Origin of the sequence: Novipirellula herctigrandis, assembly GCA_007859835.1 — a bacterium.
GTDB classification, from domain to species: domain Bacteria; phylum Planctomycetota; class Planctomycetia; order Pirellulales; family Pirellulaceae; genus Novipirellula_A; species Novipirellula_A herctigrandis.
In genome coordinates this window covers 3,020,635-3,037,944 of the sequence record SJPJ01000001.1, presented here as the reverse complement: position 1 = coordinate 3,037,944, position 17,310 = coordinate 3,020,635, and the positions used below count along the sequence as shown (strand labels likewise).

At 51.9% G+C, this 17,310-nt stretch carries 19 protein-coding genes; 5 read left to right on the top strand and 14 right to left on the bottom strand.

What is annotated here, in order from left to right; translation table 11 throughout:
• Nucleotides 1-67 precede the first annotated feature (67 nt).
• Genes CA13_RS11265 through CA13_RS11255 form a run of 3 tightly spaced genes read right to left on the bottom strand, consistent with a single transcriptional unit; the run spans nt 68 to nt 1,397 of the window.
• The gene (locus tag CA13_RS11265; RefSeq protein ID WP_146396491.1) at nt 68-427 is read right to left on the bottom strand and encodes a YbjQ family protein; all 360 of its coding nucleotides are present in this window, start codon (nt 425-427) and stop codon (nt 68-70) included.
• Nucleotides 427-867, bottom strand: a complete 441-nt coding sequence (locus CA13_RS11260; RefSeq protein ID WP_146396488.1) for an anti-sigma factor family protein — start codon at nt 865-867, stop codon at nt 427-429. Before CA13_RS11260 ends, CA13_RS11265 begins: the two co-directional genes overlap by 1 nt.
• Nucleotides 864-1,397: an RNA polymerase sigma factor gene (locus CA13_RS11255; RefSeq protein ID WP_146396485.1), complete on the bottom strand. Its 534-nt coding sequence runs from the start codon at nt 1,395-1,397 to the stop codon at nt 864-866. Before CA13_RS11255 ends, CA13_RS11260 begins: the two co-directional genes overlap by 4 nt.
• Nucleotides 1,398-1,581: 184 nt before the next feature.
• Here CA13_RS11255 and CA13_RS11250 point away from each other — a divergent pair, with 184 nt between their 5' ends.
• On the top strand, nt 1,582-2,136 hold the full coding sequence (locus tag CA13_RS11250) for a cysteine hydrolase family protein (protein ID WP_146396484.1): 555 nt from the start codon (nt 1,582-1,584) through the stop codon (nt 2,134-2,136).
• A gap of 13 nt (nt 2,137-2,149) precedes the next feature.
• On the opposite strand, the gene CA13_RS11245 is transcribed toward CA13_RS11250, so the two are convergent.
• The 4 genes from CA13_RS11245 to CA13_RS11230 all read right to left on the bottom strand — a co-directional run bounded on the left by CA13_RS11245 (nt 2,150) and on the right by CA13_RS11230 (nt 6,305).
• Entirely contained in the window at nt 2,150-2,854 is a 705-nt protein-coding gene (locus CA13_RS11245) for a metallophosphoesterase family protein (RefSeq protein ID WP_146396481.1), read from the bottom strand.
• 210 nt (nt 2,855-3,064) lie between these two features.
• Nucleotides 3,065-3,517, bottom strand: coding sequence for a hypothetical protein (locus CA13_RS11240; RefSeq protein ID WP_146396478.1), 453 nt, complete (start codon nt 3,515-3,517; stop codon nt 3,065-3,067).
• 190 nt (nt 3,518-3,707) lie between these two features.
• On the bottom strand, nt 3,708-5,042 hold the full coding sequence (locus CA13_RS11235) for an ATPase, T2SS/T4P/T4SS family (RefSeq protein WP_146396475.1): 1,335 nt from the start codon (nt 5,040-5,042) through the stop codon (nt 3,708-3,710).
• A 51-nt stretch (nt 5,043-5,093) separates the two neighbouring features.
• The gene (locus CA13_RS11230) at nt 5,094-6,305 is read right to left on the bottom strand and encodes a type IV pilus twitching motility protein PilT (RefSeq protein WP_419194195.1); all 1,212 of its coding nucleotides are present in this window, start codon (nt 6,303-6,305) and stop codon (nt 5,094-5,096) included.
• A 426-nt stretch (nt 6,306-6,731) separates the two neighbouring features.
• Here CA13_RS11230 and CA13_RS11225 point away from each other — a divergent pair, with 426 nt between their 5' ends.
• Nucleotides 6,732-7,520 carry a hypothetical protein gene (locus CA13_RS11225; RefSeq protein ID WP_146396462.1) on the top strand — a complete coding sequence of 263 codons (789 nt, stop codon included), beginning with the start codon at nt 6,732-6,734 and terminating at the stop codon, nt 7,518-7,520.
• A 51-nt stretch (nt 7,521-7,571) separates the two neighbouring features.
• Here CA13_RS11225 and metX read toward each other — a convergent pair whose 3' ends face one another.
• From metX to CA13_RS11210, 3 genes are all read right to left on the bottom strand, one after another.
• Nucleotides 7,572-9,338 carry a homoserine O-acetyltransferase MetX gene (metX, locus tag CA13_RS11220; RefSeq protein WP_146396458.1) on the bottom strand — a complete coding sequence of 589 codons (1,767 nt, stop codon included), beginning with the start codon at nt 9,336-9,338 and terminating at the stop codon, nt 7,572-7,574.
• An 8-nt stretch (nt 9,339-9,346) separates the two neighbouring features.
• Nucleotides 9,347-10,648 (bottom strand): O-acetylhomoserine aminocarboxypropyltransferase/cysteine synthase family protein, encoded by a 1,302-nt coding sequence (locus CA13_RS11215; protein WP_146396456.1) that lies wholly within the window; start codon nt 10,646-10,648, stop codon nt 9,347-9,349.
• 127 nt (nt 10,649-10,775) lie between these two features.
• Nucleotides 10,776-12,164, bottom strand: a complete 1,389-nt coding sequence (locus tag CA13_RS11210; RefSeq protein ID WP_146396453.1) for a Gfo/Idh/MocA family protein — start codon at nt 12,162-12,164, stop codon at nt 10,776-10,778.
• A gap of 296 nt (nt 12,165-12,460) precedes the next feature.
• Between CA13_RS11210 and CA13_RS11205 the strand changes: the two genes are divergently transcribed.
• A complete protein-coding gene (locus tag CA13_RS11205) occupies nt 12,461-12,853 on the top strand; it encodes an SseB family protein (RefSeq protein ID WP_146396451.1) in 393 nt (130 codons plus the stop codon).
• Nucleotides 12,854-12,978: 125 nt separating this feature from the next.
• On the opposite strand, the gene CA13_RS11200 is transcribed toward CA13_RS11205, so the two are convergent.
• Nucleotides 12,979-13,353: a hypothetical protein gene (locus CA13_RS11200; RefSeq protein WP_419194194.1), complete on the bottom strand. Its 375-nt coding sequence runs from the start codon at nt 13,351-13,353 to the stop codon at nt 12,979-12,981.
• Nucleotides 13,354-13,412: 59 nt separating this feature from the next.
• Nucleotides 13,413-13,862 (bottom strand): pyridoxamine 5'-phosphate oxidase family protein, encoded by a 450-nt coding sequence (locus tag CA13_RS11195; RefSeq protein WP_146396449.1) that lies wholly within the window; start codon nt 13,860-13,862, stop codon nt 13,413-13,415.
• 240 nt (nt 13,863-14,102) lie between these two features.
• Here CA13_RS11195 and CA13_RS11190 point away from each other — a divergent pair, with 240 nt between their 5' ends.
• The gene (locus CA13_RS11190; protein ID WP_146396447.1) at nt 14,103-14,555 is read left to right on the top strand and encodes a YHS domain-containing protein; all 453 of its coding nucleotides are present in this window, start codon (nt 14,103-14,105) and stop codon (nt 14,553-14,555) included.
• A 231-nt stretch (nt 14,556-14,786) separates the two neighbouring features.
• Nucleotides 14,787-15,290: a hemerythrin domain-containing protein gene (locus CA13_RS11185; protein WP_419194193.1), complete on the top strand. Its 504-nt coding sequence runs from the start codon at nt 14,787-14,789 to the stop codon at nt 15,288-15,290.
• Between the two features lie 5 nt (nt 15,291-15,295).
• Here the strand turns inward: CA13_RS11185 and CA13_RS11180 are convergent, their stop codons facing one another.
• Nucleotides 15,296-16,039: a hypothetical protein gene (locus tag CA13_RS11180; protein WP_146396444.1), complete on the bottom strand. Its 744-nt coding sequence runs from the start codon at nt 16,037-16,039 to the stop codon at nt 15,296-15,298.
• 349 nt (nt 16,040-16,388) lie between these two features.
• A complete protein-coding gene (locus CA13_RS11175; RefSeq protein WP_146396443.1) occupies nt 16,389-17,177 on the bottom strand; it encodes a 3-keto-disaccharide hydrolase in 789 nt (262 codons plus the stop codon).
• Nucleotides 17,178-17,310 lie beyond the last annotated feature (133 nt).

The following is a 17,310-nucleotide window of genomic DNA, read 5'->3' as shown; positions in this document are numbered from 1 at the left end:
TGGTTCATAGCAACGAGTTGGCTGTCAGCAGAATGCTTGAAACTTGCTGCGCTCGCAGGGGGCGTGGTTAGATGTTTGTGTTTGGCAAATCCACAGGATCAATCGTGGCTGCGTCGGCCAACTTCACAGCCGTTCCAAACGCCAACATCTCCGCTGCACCGCCCATGATCACTGACGTCGAAAATCGAACTCCGACGACAGCGTCTGCACCAAGTTGTTGCGCTTCCTTGGTCATTCGGTCGAGAGCTTGTTCGCGAGCTTCGCCTAATAGTTTTGCGTATTCGTGAATCTCACCACCGACAATACCACGTAGTCCAGCGAGGATGTCGTTGCCGATATGCCTGGCGCGGATCGTATTTCCGCGTACCAAACCAAGGGACTCAGTGATTGGCTGCCCAGCGACTTGTTCTGTTGTAACAACAATCATTAGATCTTCACCTTGTTATATCTGTCTGTTTTGTAGGAAACCACTCGCTGCCAGGCGACAGAGAGAAAAAGGAACAACATGCCGAACCAAACAGCCCCAATGGGCAATTTTACAATCAGAGGAACATTATCATCGATTGCGAATTCCCAAATTGCGACGCTTACTATCCAAGCGAACCCTGCGATTAGTAAGGTCCATCCAATTCCGCGACTTGCCTTGGCGGGTCGATTGTTCATGATTTTCTCCCATCTTTCTTCTTCAAGTTTAGATACCACACAGGCACTGGAAACGGCCAGTTGAAGTTCTCTCATTTCGGTTGCTGTCTTCTGACATTGTTCGCATGACCTCAGGTGCACGCGGACACGCTGTTCATCTTGTTGGGTCAATTCATGATCGATAAACCCTGAAATCAATTCATTTATTTGTTGGCATTGAATCATCGTTCTTTCGCTCCTGTGGTAGACATCACCAAATCGCGAAGGCGTTTTCTAGAACGGTGAAGTCGAGACATGACTGTTCCAGATGAAATTCCGAGTACGTTTGATATTTCCGAATAGCTCAAAGCATGAAAATCTCGTAACAAAATGATTTCTTTGGCATCTTCTGGTAGTTTGTCCAACGACTGGCGAACCAAATTGTGAAGTTCACTATTAGCCGATTGTTCCTCGGGCAACGTCATTGACGGGTCGATTGGGTCGAACGCTTCGCTTGCCGACACAGGACGAGATTTTCGTTGCATATCAATGCAGCGGTTTCGAACTGTTTTTAGGAACCATGACCGAAGTGTCCCACGATTTGGGTCGAATCGTACTGGATTTCCTAACCATTTCAGCAAGGCATCCTGGACGGCATCGGCAGCATCTTCGCGGTCGCAAAGCATCCGTAGCGCTAACGTAAACCCCTGGTTACCGAGAGCTTTAAGGTCGTCGTCATTCAGAATGTCATTGCTTCCGGTCAAGTTGTCAGCCATGTTCGTGATTTCCCGGCAAGTAACCGTCGTTATCTAGTATTACGAATCAAACCGATTTCTATTCCCCGAAAAAATGTTTTGACCGATACGGATAGACAATTCGCTACACTAAACCATAGCAGGCGAGCATTTGTGGCGTTCTGCTGGTGGTTTCTTTTTTTGCTCTCTGAAATGCGAGATGGTGATGAGCCGAGCTTTGATTGTGATCGATGTGCAGCGTGAGTACTTTGACGGCGCGTTGCCGGTATCGTATCCCAGTGGGCACTTGGATAAGATCCTTCGGGTGATGGACCAGGCAAACAAGGCTTCCGGAAAAATTCCAGTTGCGGTGGTGCGACACCATCAAGCCGATCCCGAATCACCGATCTTTCGATTGAATTCAGACATGTGGCAGTTGCACGCGGAAGTCGAAGATCGCCCCCGTGACTTACTGATTGATAAACAGTTGCCGGGAACTTTCACAGGGACGGAACTGGATCGTTGGCTTAGGTCCCTTGGTGCCGACACCGTATCGATCGTCGGTTATATGACTCACATGTGTTGTGACACGACCGCGCGGCAAGCGTTTCATCGTGGTTACAAAGTCGAGTTTCTCAGCGATGCCACCGGAACCTTGGACGTCGATAATGAGGCGGGATCGGCAACCGGCGCAGAGCTACAAAACTCGACCTTGGTGGCCCAACAAATGTTTATTAGCGAAGTGATTTCCACCGACCAGTGGCTGGCGCGAATCGAGTGAGGAGGCTCCGAAGTCAACAAACATCCTCTAAGAAAAATTTGCGAGTCTTGCCTTTTTGGTTGGCCTGCCAAACGATTCGTTGATCGACGTCGAGGCAGCTCAGCCAACCGTCACCGGACTTACCGTCGCCGTAGACTCGGGTATCAATACAGATGGAGTTTTCATTGCGGCGAGGATAGCCGGAGGCTTGCGAGGTGTGCCCGCAAATCACCACTTTCCCCGATTGATGTCGAGATGGATAGGCGAATTTTTCCCAGTAGAGGACATAGTCGGGTTGATCGTCCATTGCCATGTCCGCGTAATAGCTGGCGTGAACGAAGATGAAGTGTTCGGTCTCGTAGTAGGGCAACAAGCGGTCGGTTATGAATTTCCAATGGCTTTCGGGGATCTGTCGCCAAGTTTCATCATCCGCCTCGCCATGGTCCTCGTACGAACATAAGGTTGAGTAGCCGCCGATAGCGATCCAACGATCGAAATCGGCTTGCTTGTTGCGAGCCGCAGCCATCATCACTTCGTGATTGCCTCGCAGTGGAAACAAGTGATGCGTCTGATCGAGACGAATTAACCAATCAAGAACCTGCCGACTTTGCGGACCGCGATCGACATAATCACCAAGAGTAACAAACGTATCGTCGTCGCAGAGTGAAACGAAATCCGTCAGCGTCACGAGTGCGTCATAGCATCCGTGAATGTCGCCAATTGCCAAGAGTCGTTTCATGTTTGTTATTGGCCCGAAAGAAGTTTGCGAGTCACTCCATCGCAAAGGTTTGCCGAATCCGCATCGCTGCTTTCAGGGGCCATTACAGGGCGACCCATTCAGCAGCAAGCTGAGTCCACATAATCGAAGCATCGCTTCATTGCTGTCCTCGTCTGCTCAATCCCGATGATGGGGATCCGTTATCCGGAAGTGTCCGATCCACCACTAGAGTCATTGTTCGACTGCTGTTTTCAGGGCGCGGTAGGTCTCGATGCTCTCGATCACGTCGGCTTGCCCACCAGCCTCTTCGACGTGATGAATAATCACCAACAAGTTGTCGGCGCTGCCCGCCGCGGCGACGGCAGCGGTTAGATGTTCGAGCTTGTATTCACTCGGCATGATCGAGCCTTGTTTTGCAGCCGTTGCCTTCGGTTTCTTAGGGCGGGTTGCCGGGGCCGGGCTCTTTGGATTTTTGCTTGCCACTTGACGCTTCTTTTCGGTGGGCTCCGTGGGCTCCGTGGGCTCTACTTTTTCTTGCACTTTGGCAGACGTTTCCAGTTTGGCAGCGTCGGTTTGCCCGTCTGTCTTACTGGTTTGCCCGTCTGTCTTACTGGTTTGCCCGTCTGTCTTACTGGTTTGCCCGTCTGTCTTACTGGTTTGTTTGCCGCTTTGTTGTTTCGCCATCGATACCCTTTGTCGTGTTGAACTGTCGTTTAGGCAAATTTACCAAAGGACGACCCGTTCTTCAAACCATAGGGTATCTCGTTGCCGGTGATTTCCTAGCAAGTGTTGTAGATGTTGGCGGCGTCAATGAATATGAATTCGCGTTCTATTCGTCGCCAACAAGCAGGTGAGTCAAGGAATTGGATCGATTCTATTTCTTTGAAAAGACCCGCTTGAGCTCGTCGAGGCTGGTTAGTCCACGTGCCACCGTTAGGACTGCTTCGGCTTGGATGCCTCGGTGCCCTTCGGATTTGGCGACACGGTGCAGCTGCGCGATGTCTTGGGTTTTTAAGATCGCATCCCGCAATAGCGGCCCGGGGACCAAGAATTCAAAAATTGCGATCCTTCCCAAGTACCCGCGGCCTTCACAAACGTGGCACGGCGTAATTGGCGCGGGGCGACCGTTTTCGTCCACCTGCTGCTCGATTGGTGGTGGGATAAAGGGTTGGTAAAGCATCGCAACGCGGCCCGCGGGGATACCAAGTTGTTGCAACAATTGCGGAGGTGGTTCAAAACCAAGTTTGCAATTGTCGCATAATCGGCGAACGAGTCGTTGGCTGAGAATACCGCCCATGAATTTGGCGATTTCGGTGGATGAGTCTTTGTATTTGCTGACCAATAACGAAAAAGCTTCCATCGCACTGGGCGCATTCATCCGCGTGTAAATGCTCTTTTCCAGCTTGCTCGCTTGCGCTAGCGAGAGCTTCAACGATTCGTCTTCGGGCAGTTCAGGAAATACCAACACATCCGGTTCTTTCAGGATCATTCGCTTGAGCATGTCAAGCTGAGTCATGTCGGTGTCGCCACCATAGTAGTTGGAGCTGATGTTGATAATTTCGGGTTCCGGTTTGGATTGTTCCTCGAACGATTGAAAGTCTCGAACGAATTTATCCGCTGCGTCGACCGCGATATTCCATGTCGATGTCAAGCCTTCACCCTTGGGGGCTGTGACCACGACAATGTTTGCATGAGCGTTCAGTTGGCCCTTCACGGCTTCGATCATTTTGTCTCGCATGCCGAGGTCCGCTAGTTTTTCAAACGGCAGTTTTTCGGGCTCCACTTTTGCAAGGACGCGTTCGCCGGTCGGGACACCTTGGGATTGAACGTTCAGTTGGAATTTGCTCTTGCCCATCTTTAGGCCAAGCTTACCCGTTTGGGCACTTCGTCGGTCGGCCGGATTCATGAGGCAAAGCTGCTTTAGGGCATACAGCATCGCATCACCGGTTTCACGATCTAAAGGCGGAAGCTGTTCCCAATTGCCGTCGATTTGGTAGCGGATGGCACAGGCGTTCTGAGAGAAGTCCATCAGCAAGTGAGTGGCTCGCGAGCCGATCGCGTGGGCAAGTTGCCCACCGATGATTTGGTAGCCTGCGCCTTGCCGTGTGGAGATCAAAAGGGCTTGGGACTCGGTTCGGTCCTTCACGTGGGGAACGAATTCAACGGGAACGACAGTTTGCCAGAGTTGGATTTCAGTTTCTTGTGCCATTGTGGCTTCGATTTTCAGATAGGATTTGTGGTTGGTCAGGATGCAAGGTTACTAAATGATACCGGGCGATTTCACATCGATTCCCTTCAGTGCCATTTTCAACGCGTCTTTGTTTGGGGCGACAGCGAACGCAGTCGGACGATCGATCAATTCGTCATCGATCAATTGCTTTAAACTCATCGTGAAGTCTTGCATTCCTTCTTCGGCACCGATGCGGATCGCGTCGGGGAGTTTGTTGTCTTGGCCTTCGAGAACCAATTTTCGAATCATCGGAGTAAACGTCATCACTTCGCATGTCGGTACTCGCGAGACACCCGGCTTGATACTGCGAAGCAGTTTTTGCGCGACGATGCCTTTCATGTTGAACGCGATCGCTGAGCGAATGGCGTTGTGCATTTCTTCGGGAAACAAGTCGAGAATACGACCGATCGTGGTCGATGCACTGGCCGCGTGAATCGTCCCAAACACCAAGTGACCGGTTTCAGCAGCATGGATCGCCGTCATAAAAGTTTCTTCGTCACGAAGTTCGCCCACCAGAATAATATCGGGGTCTTCGCGAACCGCGTGCTTCATCCCGATCGAAAAGTCCTTGACGTCTTGGCCGACTTCACGTTGGTTAATCAGACTCTTGTCTTCGGTAAAGATAAATTCAATCGGATCTTCGAGAGTTAAGATGTGTTTTCGATAGATGCTATTGATGTAATTGAGCATCGAGCCAATCGTTGTACTTTTACCCGATCCCGTTACACCTGCTAGCAGCACCATCCCTTGATCGAAATGGCAAAGTGTTTCGATCGATTCGGGAAGAAAGAGTCCACGAAAGTCAGGGATCCAATTGCTAATCCGGCGAGCGACCAATCCGATGTTGCCGAGCGATTTGAGCGTATTGACCCGGAATCGCCAACGCGTGCCATCAACGTCGCACATGTGTGAAAAGTCAGCACCCCCTTCCTCTTCGAAGATCCGCAGGTTGCGGTCATCCATCATCGGGATCAGCAGGTTGACCATTTCCTCATTATCGATCGCGGGGCGATTGAGTGCTTTGAGTTCGCCACCGACGCGGACCATCGGAGGCTGGCCAACTTTGAGGTGAAGGTCGGAACCCTCCAATTTGACCAGAGCGCGGAAAATCTTGTCAACTTCGAGTTCTTTCCGTTCATGCAAAAGACTCGCTTTGAGTCGCGCCATCGTCACTTCGCGTGAGTTATCCGCAGCGGCTTGTGCGGACGGTGGGATGGGCGAGGAGGCTTTCTTGTGAGACATATGCGTGAGTTTTCAGGAACGACGGAAGGAAAAGGGAGAGCCGAGAGAGAATTGTAAGCCAGAGGGGGCAAGATGGTGTAGTCCGGGACGAAATGCCCCAGCACTTTGTTCCTGTGCTTCGCCCCATCAATACGCGCCATTGCAATGCTCAAAAAGCCACTCGCCCTATTTTAAGTGGTTTGCAATATGGCTCAATGAGTATTTTGTGGTTCGGTCGAACGATCGGCTTTCGGGAGAGTCTAGAAAGCCGGTTTTTGCGGCAAAACCGTATTTTCCGGCGAATCCAGAATGGGGAGGGACTAGGAATTCGCGAATTTCCTAGGATCGATTCAAAGAATTCAGCGGCAATGCTCTTTCCGAATTTTTCCGATTTTTGTTAAAGCTCGGTGATCGACTCCATTTCCTTCGATTTCCTCGGTATTCGACATGCGACGATTCTGCCTCGGAGCTTGCACGCTTGCGATTGTTTTGACCCTTACGGGATGCCGCCAACCCATTGGTACGACTTCGGGCAGCCCGCTCACGCCTATCGGTCCACTCGCACCGGTGGGGTTGGCCCCGATCGGAACCCCTTCGGCAAGTGCCTCCTCGGCAATGGGGGCGTTCAGTGCTCCAACGCGCGTTCCGCCGCCACCAGCAAATTCCACCAACACACAGGCGGGGGGCTTTGTGCCCTATGGGCAAACGTTCTCAAGCGGGGCTCCAACGAACGCCCGCGCCGATAGCTTTGCCAATAGTCCTTCGACTTATGCACAACCGTCGAGCGATTTGCGGGATATTGGTACGCAACCGATCGGATCGGGCGTTGCGACCGTTGGATGGGCCGAAACGACGACCGATTTGCCAAGTTCGTCGGTCGCCCATCCACAACCAGCTGCTGGGCCGACCAGACCGCAGTTGCGGTTCAATGGAATGCAAGTCAACGACCTAACCGGCGCTTCCTCACAGCCATACATCTATAATGCTCCTGCAGTGGCTCCCGCGGTCGCTTCGGCGCCGAACGGATCTTCACTAAGCCAAGGCTATTACCCGCCAACGGTTGATCTACGGGGCAGTCCAATGACCACTCCAATCGTGACGAGCGGTGTGCCCGTCGGCACTGGAAGTCCTCAGCCTTACGTGGCTCCTATGCCATCGACCGAACCAGTCGGCCAATTGGGCGGTGTACCGTCTAGCGATGCTTTGCCTTGGCGTCGTCCAGGAACAGCGTTTTGATAATGGTGGAGTTCAGTCACTGAGCTGATTCCCCAATTTGATTTCCCCCTACTAGTCGCGGCTGAGAACTAAGATCGCCGTATCGGCGTTCAAATTGGGATCGTTGTTTGGATCGATCAGCTTTCGCGTGTCTGTTTCGATGAAGACCGAATGGTGAATCGTTACCTTCTTGACACGGCACAAATCCTCGACATCGGCGATGCTTGGGAAACGTCGGTTCGGAGTGTTGTACCAATCATAGTCAAAAACACCCGGCGCTCGCGGTGAGCGACCTCGTTCGACATAATCCTCTCGTAATTCACGGTAGGCAAAATTCGCAAAGCTAACGATAACGCGTTTGCCGACGCGTAGCATTTCGTCGAACAAGGCTTCGACATTTGCAACCGCCTGTAGCGTCGCGCTAAGGACAACGACATCGAATTGCTTGTCAATGAACGCAGACAAACCATGGTTCAAGTCGTAGTCGATCACGTCAAGCCCGCGAGCGGCGGCCGCGAGGATTTTCTCTTGAGCCACCTCGACACCCACGACGCGGTCCTTGCCATGGCGTTTTAATGCCGACAACAGCCGCCCACTGCCACAGCCTAAGTCGAGCACCGATGCGGAATCGGGAATTAATTCCAAAATCAGTTCTTCCGCCGTGTTGATTTTCGGTTCTTCGGCATCGATTCGTCCTAGCTTCGCTTGGACCAACGGCCCATACTGGTCGATGCATTGATCCATCAAAAACGAATCGTGGCCAGCATTGGAAGTGATTTCAGCGTAGGTGACTCGTTTGTCGAGTGCCGTTAACGCATCGACAATGTCACGCGATTGGCCGGGCGTGAATAACCAATCGCTACTAAAACTGACGATAAGAAAATCGCACACTGACTCGTCAAAGGTCTCCATCAATGCAAGCCGATTTGCCCCGAGGTCAAACAGGTCCATCGCCATCGATAAGGTGACGTAGCTATTCGCGTCAAACCGCGTCGTAAATTTTTCGCCTTGATGTGCCAAATAGGAACCAACGCTAAACCGCTGTTCAAAACTTGACACGATTTCGCGAGGATCGTGCCGATCCGGGTCAAACTTTTGCTCCATCGCTTCGCTGGACAAATAAGTTACATGACCAAGCATTCGAGCGATTGCCAAGCCTGTATCGGGGCGGTTTGGCTTGTCGTAGTATTGGCCGTCCGCAAAGGCGGGGTCCGTTTGAATGGCGTTGCGGCCGATCACATCGAATGCGAGCGCCTGTGCCGTCAAACGGGGTGAAGTCGCGATCGCCACACAGCACTCAACCGATTCGGGATACCGGGAAACCCACGTTAGTGCTTGATGGCCACCAAGAGATCCGCCCACGATGGCACGCCACTTTTCAATCCCCAGTTCTTTCGCCAGCAACCGTTGGATGCTGACCATGTCGCCGATCGTGATGCGTGGAAACTCGGCTCCGTAGGGATGTGCATCCGGTTCGCGGTTGGGGGCAATGTCGCTCGGTCCGGTTGTGCCTCGGCAGCCGCCCAGCACGTTGGGGCAAACGACAAAGAAGCGATCGGTGTCGACGAATTTTCCTGGGCCGATCAAGCGGTCCCACCATCCCGGTGCGTCGTCGGGGGCATGTCGAGCGACATGGGAATCGCCCGAGATCGCATGGCAAACCAAAACGGCGTTGGACGCGTCTTCGTTAAGCGTGCCCCACGTTTCATAGGCGCAGCGGACCATCGGCAGTTCACCGCCAAGTTCCAAACGGATCGGGCCATCGAACACAGCTGCCTTGGCATGTGGAAGTGGCGAGGCAGTGCGAGTGTCGTCGGTACTAGCAAATGGATCAGGCATTCGTTGCTTTACGCCTGAGCCAACGCTTGCTTCAAGTCGTCAAGAATATCATCGATATCCTCTATGCCAACCGAAACACGAACGTATTCCGGTTGAACGCCAGTCTTCTGTTGCTCTTCGGGGGACAATTGTTGATGCGTCGTGCTGGCGGGATGAATCACCAACGTCTTTGCATCGCCAATGTTCGCCAAATGCGAACACAACTCGCACGCATTGATGAATCGCTTGCCTGCTTCCACGCCGCCTTTGATTCCGAATCCAAGGATTGCACCTTGTCCGTTGGGCAAGTACTTCATCGCTGCGTCGTGGTGTTTGTGCGACTTGAGTCCAGGATAGTTCACCCATTCGACTTTGTCGTGAGCTTCAAGGAACTTGGCAACCGCCAACGCGTTTTCACAATGACGCGGCATGCGCAGGTGCAGCGTTTCGATTCCTTGCAAGAACAGGAATGCCGCAAAGGGGCTCATTGCCGCGCCGGTATCACGAAGCCAATGCGTGCGGATGTGTAGGTTGTAAGCGATGTTGCCCATCGGTCGAAGATGCTCTTCGAAGACAGCGCCGTGATACGATGGCGAGGGACCGCAGAACTCGGGCCACTTCTCAGGTTGATCGGCCCATTTGAAGTTGCCGCTATCGACGATCGCACCGCCGATGTGGGTTCCATGGCCGCCGATAAATTTAGTTGTGCTGTAGACCACGATATCGACGCCATGCTTGATCGGTTGCAACAGCATCGGTGTCATGACGGTGTTGTCACAAAGGACTGGGATTGCACCGCAGGGTGCCGAATGAGCCGCGTCGGTAATCGCTTTGAAATCGGGGACGTCGTTCTTGGGGTTCCCGATACTTTCCATGTAAACCAGACGCGTGTTCTCGTCGACCAGATCGTGGATTTGTTCGGGATGATCGGCGTCGAAGAAACGGACTTCGATGCCAAGGTTTTTAAAGGTTTGCGTGAACAGGGTCCACGTGCCGCCGTACAGCGACGTGCTGCTGATAATGTTTTGGCCACTATGAGCGATCGTCAAAATGGATGCCGTAATCGCAGCTTGCCCCGAGGCAAAACACAAGCCGGTCACGCCTCCGTCGAGCGCCGCGAGTCGTTTTTCAAGAACGTCGACGGTTGGATTCATCAGTCGGCTATAGATATTGCCAAACTCGGTCAAACCGAAAAGAGCTGCCGCGTGGTCGGTGTCGTTAAACGTGTAGCTAGTGGTCGCATAGATCGGTACCGCCCGGCTGTTGGTGGTCGGATCGGGCACTTGTCCAGCGTGAAGGGCGAGAGTAGCGGGACGGTAGTTTTCGGACATAGACGGTATTCCAGAATTGGATGTGGGTTTGATGATTTCGTTAGATCAGCAGCATAAATAAAAAAACGCCGCATGGCGACTACTCCCCCTGCGGCGTTGTGATCTTTGACAAAAACTCGGAAAACGCTTAGCTGTTGGCCGTTTCTCGCATTTCGATCTCGTAACCTTCGCGGTATGGACGCGCCAAGAAGCTATTTGCTTCTTCGTCGCCGACGATTTGTTCAGACGAGTCGTCCCATTTTAAATCCCGTCCAAGGCGAGCCGAGATGCCTGCCAAGTGGCAAACGTTCAACATTTCCATGTGCGAATGAACATCGGAAATGGGCTCCTTTCGTTCACGAACACAATGCAAGAAGTTAGCCCAATGAGCCTTCCGCTCGTTCAATTCCATCGGCAGCCCTTTGTAGACCTTGGACAACGCGTCCTCGGGCAGCGGATTGTCGGCCAAGTCTTCGACCGGTTTTCCAGCCAACTTGCGACGATTGACAAAGATTCGCCCTTTGTCACCCGTGATCAACACTCCATTGTCGGTGTCGTTGCGGATGATCATTTCGGTGTCACCAGGATATTTCACTGAAAAATGAAAATCAGTGGTGGTGTTGTAGCGGTCATCTTGCACAGGAAAACCATCCTTGAATTCGACTGGATGTTTTGCCGCGCCGCTGATCGAAACGGGGCCTTCGGTTTGCCCATTGAGTTTCAATGCCCAATTGCAGATATCGACATGATGCGCGCCCCAATCGGTTAGTTTGCCGCCAGAGTACTGATACCACCATCGGAATTCGTAATGGCAGTTCGTGTTCGGACGCCCTTTGCCTTCTCTCGCTAAAAAGCGATAGGGGACTTTGGGGGCGGGGCCGAGCCAGCGATCCCAATTTAATTCGTCTGGAACTGCGGCAACCGGAATGGATGGGCTCGTCGGTGCGCCACCGATCGCAGCTTGGACTTGTCGAATTTTTCCAATGCGTCCGTCGGCAACAATCGCCATCGCTTTGACGAACAAATTAAACGTGCTGCGCTGTTGCGTTCCCACTTGGACAATGCGGCCCGTTTCTTTTTGTACTTTGCGGATCAACTTTCCTTCATCAATCGTGAGGGTCAGCGGCTTTTCGCAGTAAACATCTTTACCCGCAAGCATCGCTTCGATCAGTGGTTTGGTGTGCCAATGGTCGGGCGTGGCGACGTGGATAAGATCAATATCATCACGGTCAAGGATTTCACGGTAGTCTTCGTACTCATCCGCTTTCCCGTCGGAGAATTGTTCGCTAAAGCTTGCGGATCGCTTTGAGTCAACATCGGCGACTGCAACCACGTCAACCCAATCCCGGGCGGCATTGATGTTGCCGTTTGCCATGCCGCCGGCACCGATAACTCCGATCGACATCTTGTCGTTTTTCGAACTCGTTCCTTGCGCGAAGCTGCGGGTGCTAGAGAGGAAATAAGGGGTCGACATTGCCGCACTGCCGACAAGGGTCGTTTTCAGAAAGTCACGTCGAACTGTCTTTTGACGATTCATTCGCTTGGAGCCTCAAGGGGTTATAGGAGGAGAACTATCGGTGGGAAATGCATTTTGAACGAAACGCATTATAGCCAACGTGGTTGACGTGAACATGCGATTTTGGTCTCTGCGTAACCATCCCGTGTGAAAAATCAGAATTTGATCGTGAATTTGGCTCCTCGCTACATTTTTCGCTCAGGGTAGATGCGTGTCTGTAGGCTTGGTGACTCTCACGCCAGTTTTGGTACACTGGTAGTCATTGATGTCGCGTTTTGTGGCCTTCATTAACATTTCTTCCAACCGAGCATGCGTTTATGGCTTCCGAATCAAACAACCACGCCTTGGATGCCGCGATAGCTGATCGCGATGTGTCAAAGATCCGTACGTTGATCCTCGGACTTCAATTTGTGTTGATCAATATTGATGACGACGAAGAAGACGATGAAAGCATGGGTGCATTGACGGCGGAAGTCGAAGAAGAGGAAGTTTTGGTCGCGTTCACATCAGAGGAACACGCTGGCCAATTCGTGGAAGAGATGGGGGATTTGTTTACTGAACTCGACGAGGTACAAGGTTTCATCGTCGACGGTGAAACGCTGCTCGACTATTTGCCTGAAGAATTCGGTTTGCTGCTGAATCCTGAAACCGATGAAAAGCAAATCATCGATGGTGGGCTTGTCAGCGAGATTATCAAGTTGGGTGAATAGCTAGATTGCTCATTGAATGGTGCGTTTCGCTAAGCGAATCGCATCGGCAATACGTACCTCGGCAATACGCATTTCGGCAATACGTACCTCGGCAATACGGATCGTATGGGTGCGAGTAGTATCCGCTATTGCTTCGGCTTGACCAAGCAATGAAAACCAACACACGGTTCTTCTTCCTCACGTTCTTCCGTTGCCGCGTTAAGAATCTCTTGGACCTGTTCCAACCGCTTGGGTTCGAGTGCTGCAGAGATGACTCGTTGTTGACCATCGGGGCCGATTGCAACGGTTGTGATTACCGCGACGGTATTGTCGTGCTGTAGCGCGGCGATGATGTGTTCGCCAACTTGTTGTTCAGCGTTCTTGATGGTTGTAACAAACTGAGCGATTTGTTTGGCATCTGATTTTAAGGGAACTGTCGCCGGACCAGCGAGTTCCTTTTCGGTCGTCGTTGCTTCTTGCTCGGGTGCGTCATCGGCTTCTGGTTGGGGCTCATTCGTCATCGTTTGGCTTCCTCGTATTTGCGATCGGCAAAGCGGTATTAAGTCCGAGCTATATCTTATCAGGTCAAAAGTTCGCTCGCGGCGAGCGTTTGGATTCTGCCGAACCCAGCAACCAAATGAGCTTGTTTGATCCGCAATTCAAAGAAGCCAAAATCACCAAAATCTGCATACATCGATGCATCGGGGTGCGTGCTCAAAAAAATCGCCCGCGCATCAGCGTCTTCCCCTCGTTTGATCCGTGCCATGTTTCCAGTCATTGTCACGCGAACCCCCGCGAGTGGATGCGCGGATTCGCTCGCCGATTCAGCAAGTAACAGAGAGCACTTTGAACAATAAGTCAGGTTTTGAGTATGTTTGGCAAGACTACTCAAAAGCAAAATCAAGGATTGGGGCTCCATCGATGCCACCGTCACTAGACTCACGAAGGGAACGTTGTCGTCGCCGACCGTACCGAGACTGCCGGTTTTGGCTGTCTTGAGAATGGATTGGATAGTGTCGCGGTTATTCACGGTTTATTCCTGAGAAGCTTGCGTCCCGAAATGATGTGATTTGCACCCGTTCATAGTGACACTTCACGCCGCATTTTGCAAATTTTCTGCGAACAGAACGCAGGAACTCCACGGGCGAGCCAGGTGGTCACCACCCAAATGGCTTGACTTGCCTCCGTCGTGCCACCTAAGATGGATCCAACTTTTCCAATTGGGACTTCTAGCCCCATCAAGACACAATCCAAAGCGGAGATATGAACGATGCAAATGAAAAAAATGATGGGTGGTCTTGCGATCGCTCTGATTGCAGGCGTGACGGTTTATGCAGCTGAAGTGAAACTCGACGACATCAAGTGTGTCGTGGCTCCAAAACCAGCCAAGGCAACTAAATCCGCTGACTACAAAGACGCGAAGGTCTATTTTTGTTGCGACGGATGTGCCGGAAAGTTTAGCAAAGCTCCCGAAAAGTTTGCCACAAAAGCAAACCATCAATTGGTTGCCACCAAGCAATTCAAACAAGAGGCTTGCCCGATGAGTGGCAATCCACTGAACGCAGAAACGGAAACCAAAGTCGCTGGGGTCGCCGTCCAATTTTGTTGTAATGGTTGTAAAGGCAAAGTCGATTCCGCCGAAGGCGATGAAAAAATCGCCTTGGTGTTCGCGGACAAACCGTTTGAAAAGGGCTTCAAAAAATTGGAGCAAGAGAAAGAGTAAGTCTCGCAAAAAGCGGGCTTAATGGTGTCGTTTGTGCCGGCCGCTGAAGCGTTGTCTTTGGCGGCCGGCTTTTGTTTGCGCGACACTTCGTCACAGATCGATTGGCGATTCGATTATGCATGTGCGATAGCGCCCCGGTGCTCCGATAGGATCACCACGGGAACGCGGGGTTTACCGGATCCTTTGATTGGACGGTTCCTTTGGTCCCGATGTTGCACACAAATTGATGGGATGCACGTCTCTTTTCTTTTTTTGCGTTCCGCACCTGCGGAGGTCGTGATGGGCAAACTTGATACGACAGACATTCGCTCGCTGTTTTCGAAATGGAAAGTGGAGCATCGTGACTTAAACGACCAAGTGGATCGTTTTCGCGACTGGGCCGACGCGGTTGCTCAATCCGGCGTTCCGAAATTCGGTGAAGCCGCTCGTCAGTTAAGCCGTCTGCGCGAGCGTTTGCTTTATCACTTTGCGCGTGAAAAAGAGATGGGGCATCAGTTAGCCGAAGCTTATCCCGAAGGTTCTAATGAAGTCGCCCAAAGTTGCAAGAAAGCCGAACAAGACCACAACCAATTGATGAAAGAACTAGAAGGTCTTATCGACAGGCTTTCGCAGCTTGATCCGCCATTTGATTCATGGGAAGCTGCGATTTCCGAAGTTGGCTTGTTTGCTCAGCGCTTGGACGAACATGAAGCGTATGAGTGCGAGCACATCGAATGGTTAGGGCCACTGATGTAGGCTCGCTAAAGGACGGCTTCTGCGACCAATTTTTTCATGTCTTGGCGACATTGTTCCACTAACCATTGCCCGTTTCCATCCGGGTCGATGTCGTATTTGAGCAAAACAATGATTTTTTTGGCTTCGGGATTATTGGAATCCTTTAAAAGGACCTCTGCTTTGTAGTTTCCGTAGTTGTAATAGACGCGAGTGGGTTTAGCGGGTACCCAGGCATCTACGTTGTCGGGGCCTCCGATTCCCAAATTAGCCGAATCGCCTCGCAGATCATCTAGGGCGTTTCTGCCCATTTCGTTTGACTCCATGTGCTGTTTAAGCGGCATATGGGTCGGTGCACGGTTGACATAGTCCTTTCGCAGTTCGGCGGCGATTGGGATTTGGTCGTTTGCGAGCAGTTCGATGTATTGTTTCGCAAAATATTCCGCCTGCGAGCCCAGCGTACGAGAACGCATTTGGTGCATCCAAGCTGCGCACGACCCGAAACCTAAGGCCAATACGAGCCCTATTTTTGCCAGGGCCACTCCCGATGGGCGAGGGCCATCCCACTTTCGGAGCGCAAAAAGGCCCAACGCGATCGCAATTAGAGGAAACGCGATCATGACGTAGGCAATCAGCGAGAAAATGCTCAAAACGCCGAATAACAGGCAAAACAAGCCGCTAATACGAAACGGAGCAATCTCCTCATCGGGAGCAAAGCCTCCTTCGGCTCCCATCATCGGAACGAGTGGTTTTGGGTCCGTGTCAGTTGCCATATTTCACAGAATACTTGATGTTTGCGGAAAGAAATGGCCGTCTTAGCCTTCGTCCCTATACGATCAAATAGGCTTGGCGGTTTGCTAGATTCAGCGAAAAAGTTGCGTTTATCGATTCGAATCTTCGCGACATGTGTTGAGCCAATACATGTGTTGAGCCAATGCGTGTCCGGAAAGAAATGCTTAACGAGCTACCGGTACTCACATGCCATCGGCTGACAACGACTACCGGAAGACTTGATTCAAGCGGGCCGGTCTTGACACGACCGCGTTTCCGGAACTGCCGGCCGTGCCGAAACGGTACCCAGGGCGTCAGCGTCTGGATACCAATTCTAGCGAAGAGTGCCGGTCACTTGATTGGTGTTTCTTTATTGCCATTGCGAATGAAGGGTTCGCGAACTTGCTTCCCTTTGACTGGCGTGAACTCGCGAATCCAAATGTTTCGGAACCGGACCGCGTTGCCATGCTCGAATAGCGTAAGCGGTGCTTTGGGTGGATGCGCTTTGTATTGTGGTGGACGACTATAGGGAGTGTCGCCGAGCAGTTCGAACTGGTTCTGAATCAGCACGCCGTTATGCAGCACCGTCACGTAGGCGGCAGATTCCAAGTTGCCTTGATCATCGAATCGCGGTGCGGTGAAGAAAATGTCGTACGTGTTCCATTGGCCTGGTGGGCGCATCGCATTGACCGCCGGAGGTTGCTGTTTGTAAATTGCCCCCGCTTGGCCGTCAAAGTAGGTTTTGTTTTCGTAGGAATCGAGAATTTGAACCTCGTACCGATCCATGATTAACACACCGTTGTTTCCGCGGCCCTGTCCTTCCCCGGTCGCGGGAGTAGGAGCTGCCCATTCGATATGAAGTTGGCAATCCCCAAAGGATTCTTTGGTTTGAATCCTGCCTTTTCCGGTAGTAGCCACGCCATCTTTGACGATCCAGTTTTCGCCATTGTTCCACAAGGATAAATCCTTGCCATCAAACAAGACGACCGCATCCGAGGGTGCGTCCGAATCGGTCTTTCCAGGCGTCACGACGGCCGGTTCTTGCCACTCGATACCGTTCAGGTATTCTGCCGCATTGACGGCACCGACTAGCGAGAGAGCGGCCACGGCCGATACCGAAAGGCATAATCGCTTCAACATGTTTGTATCCTTCAAGAGTCTTTTCTTTATTGGGGGAGGGGAATTTAGGAGGGGAGGAATGACTTATGGTCGTTCCGCATCGTGATTTCCAAACATCTTAGCTGAACGGAACTTGTTTTGCATCCGTTGGCAG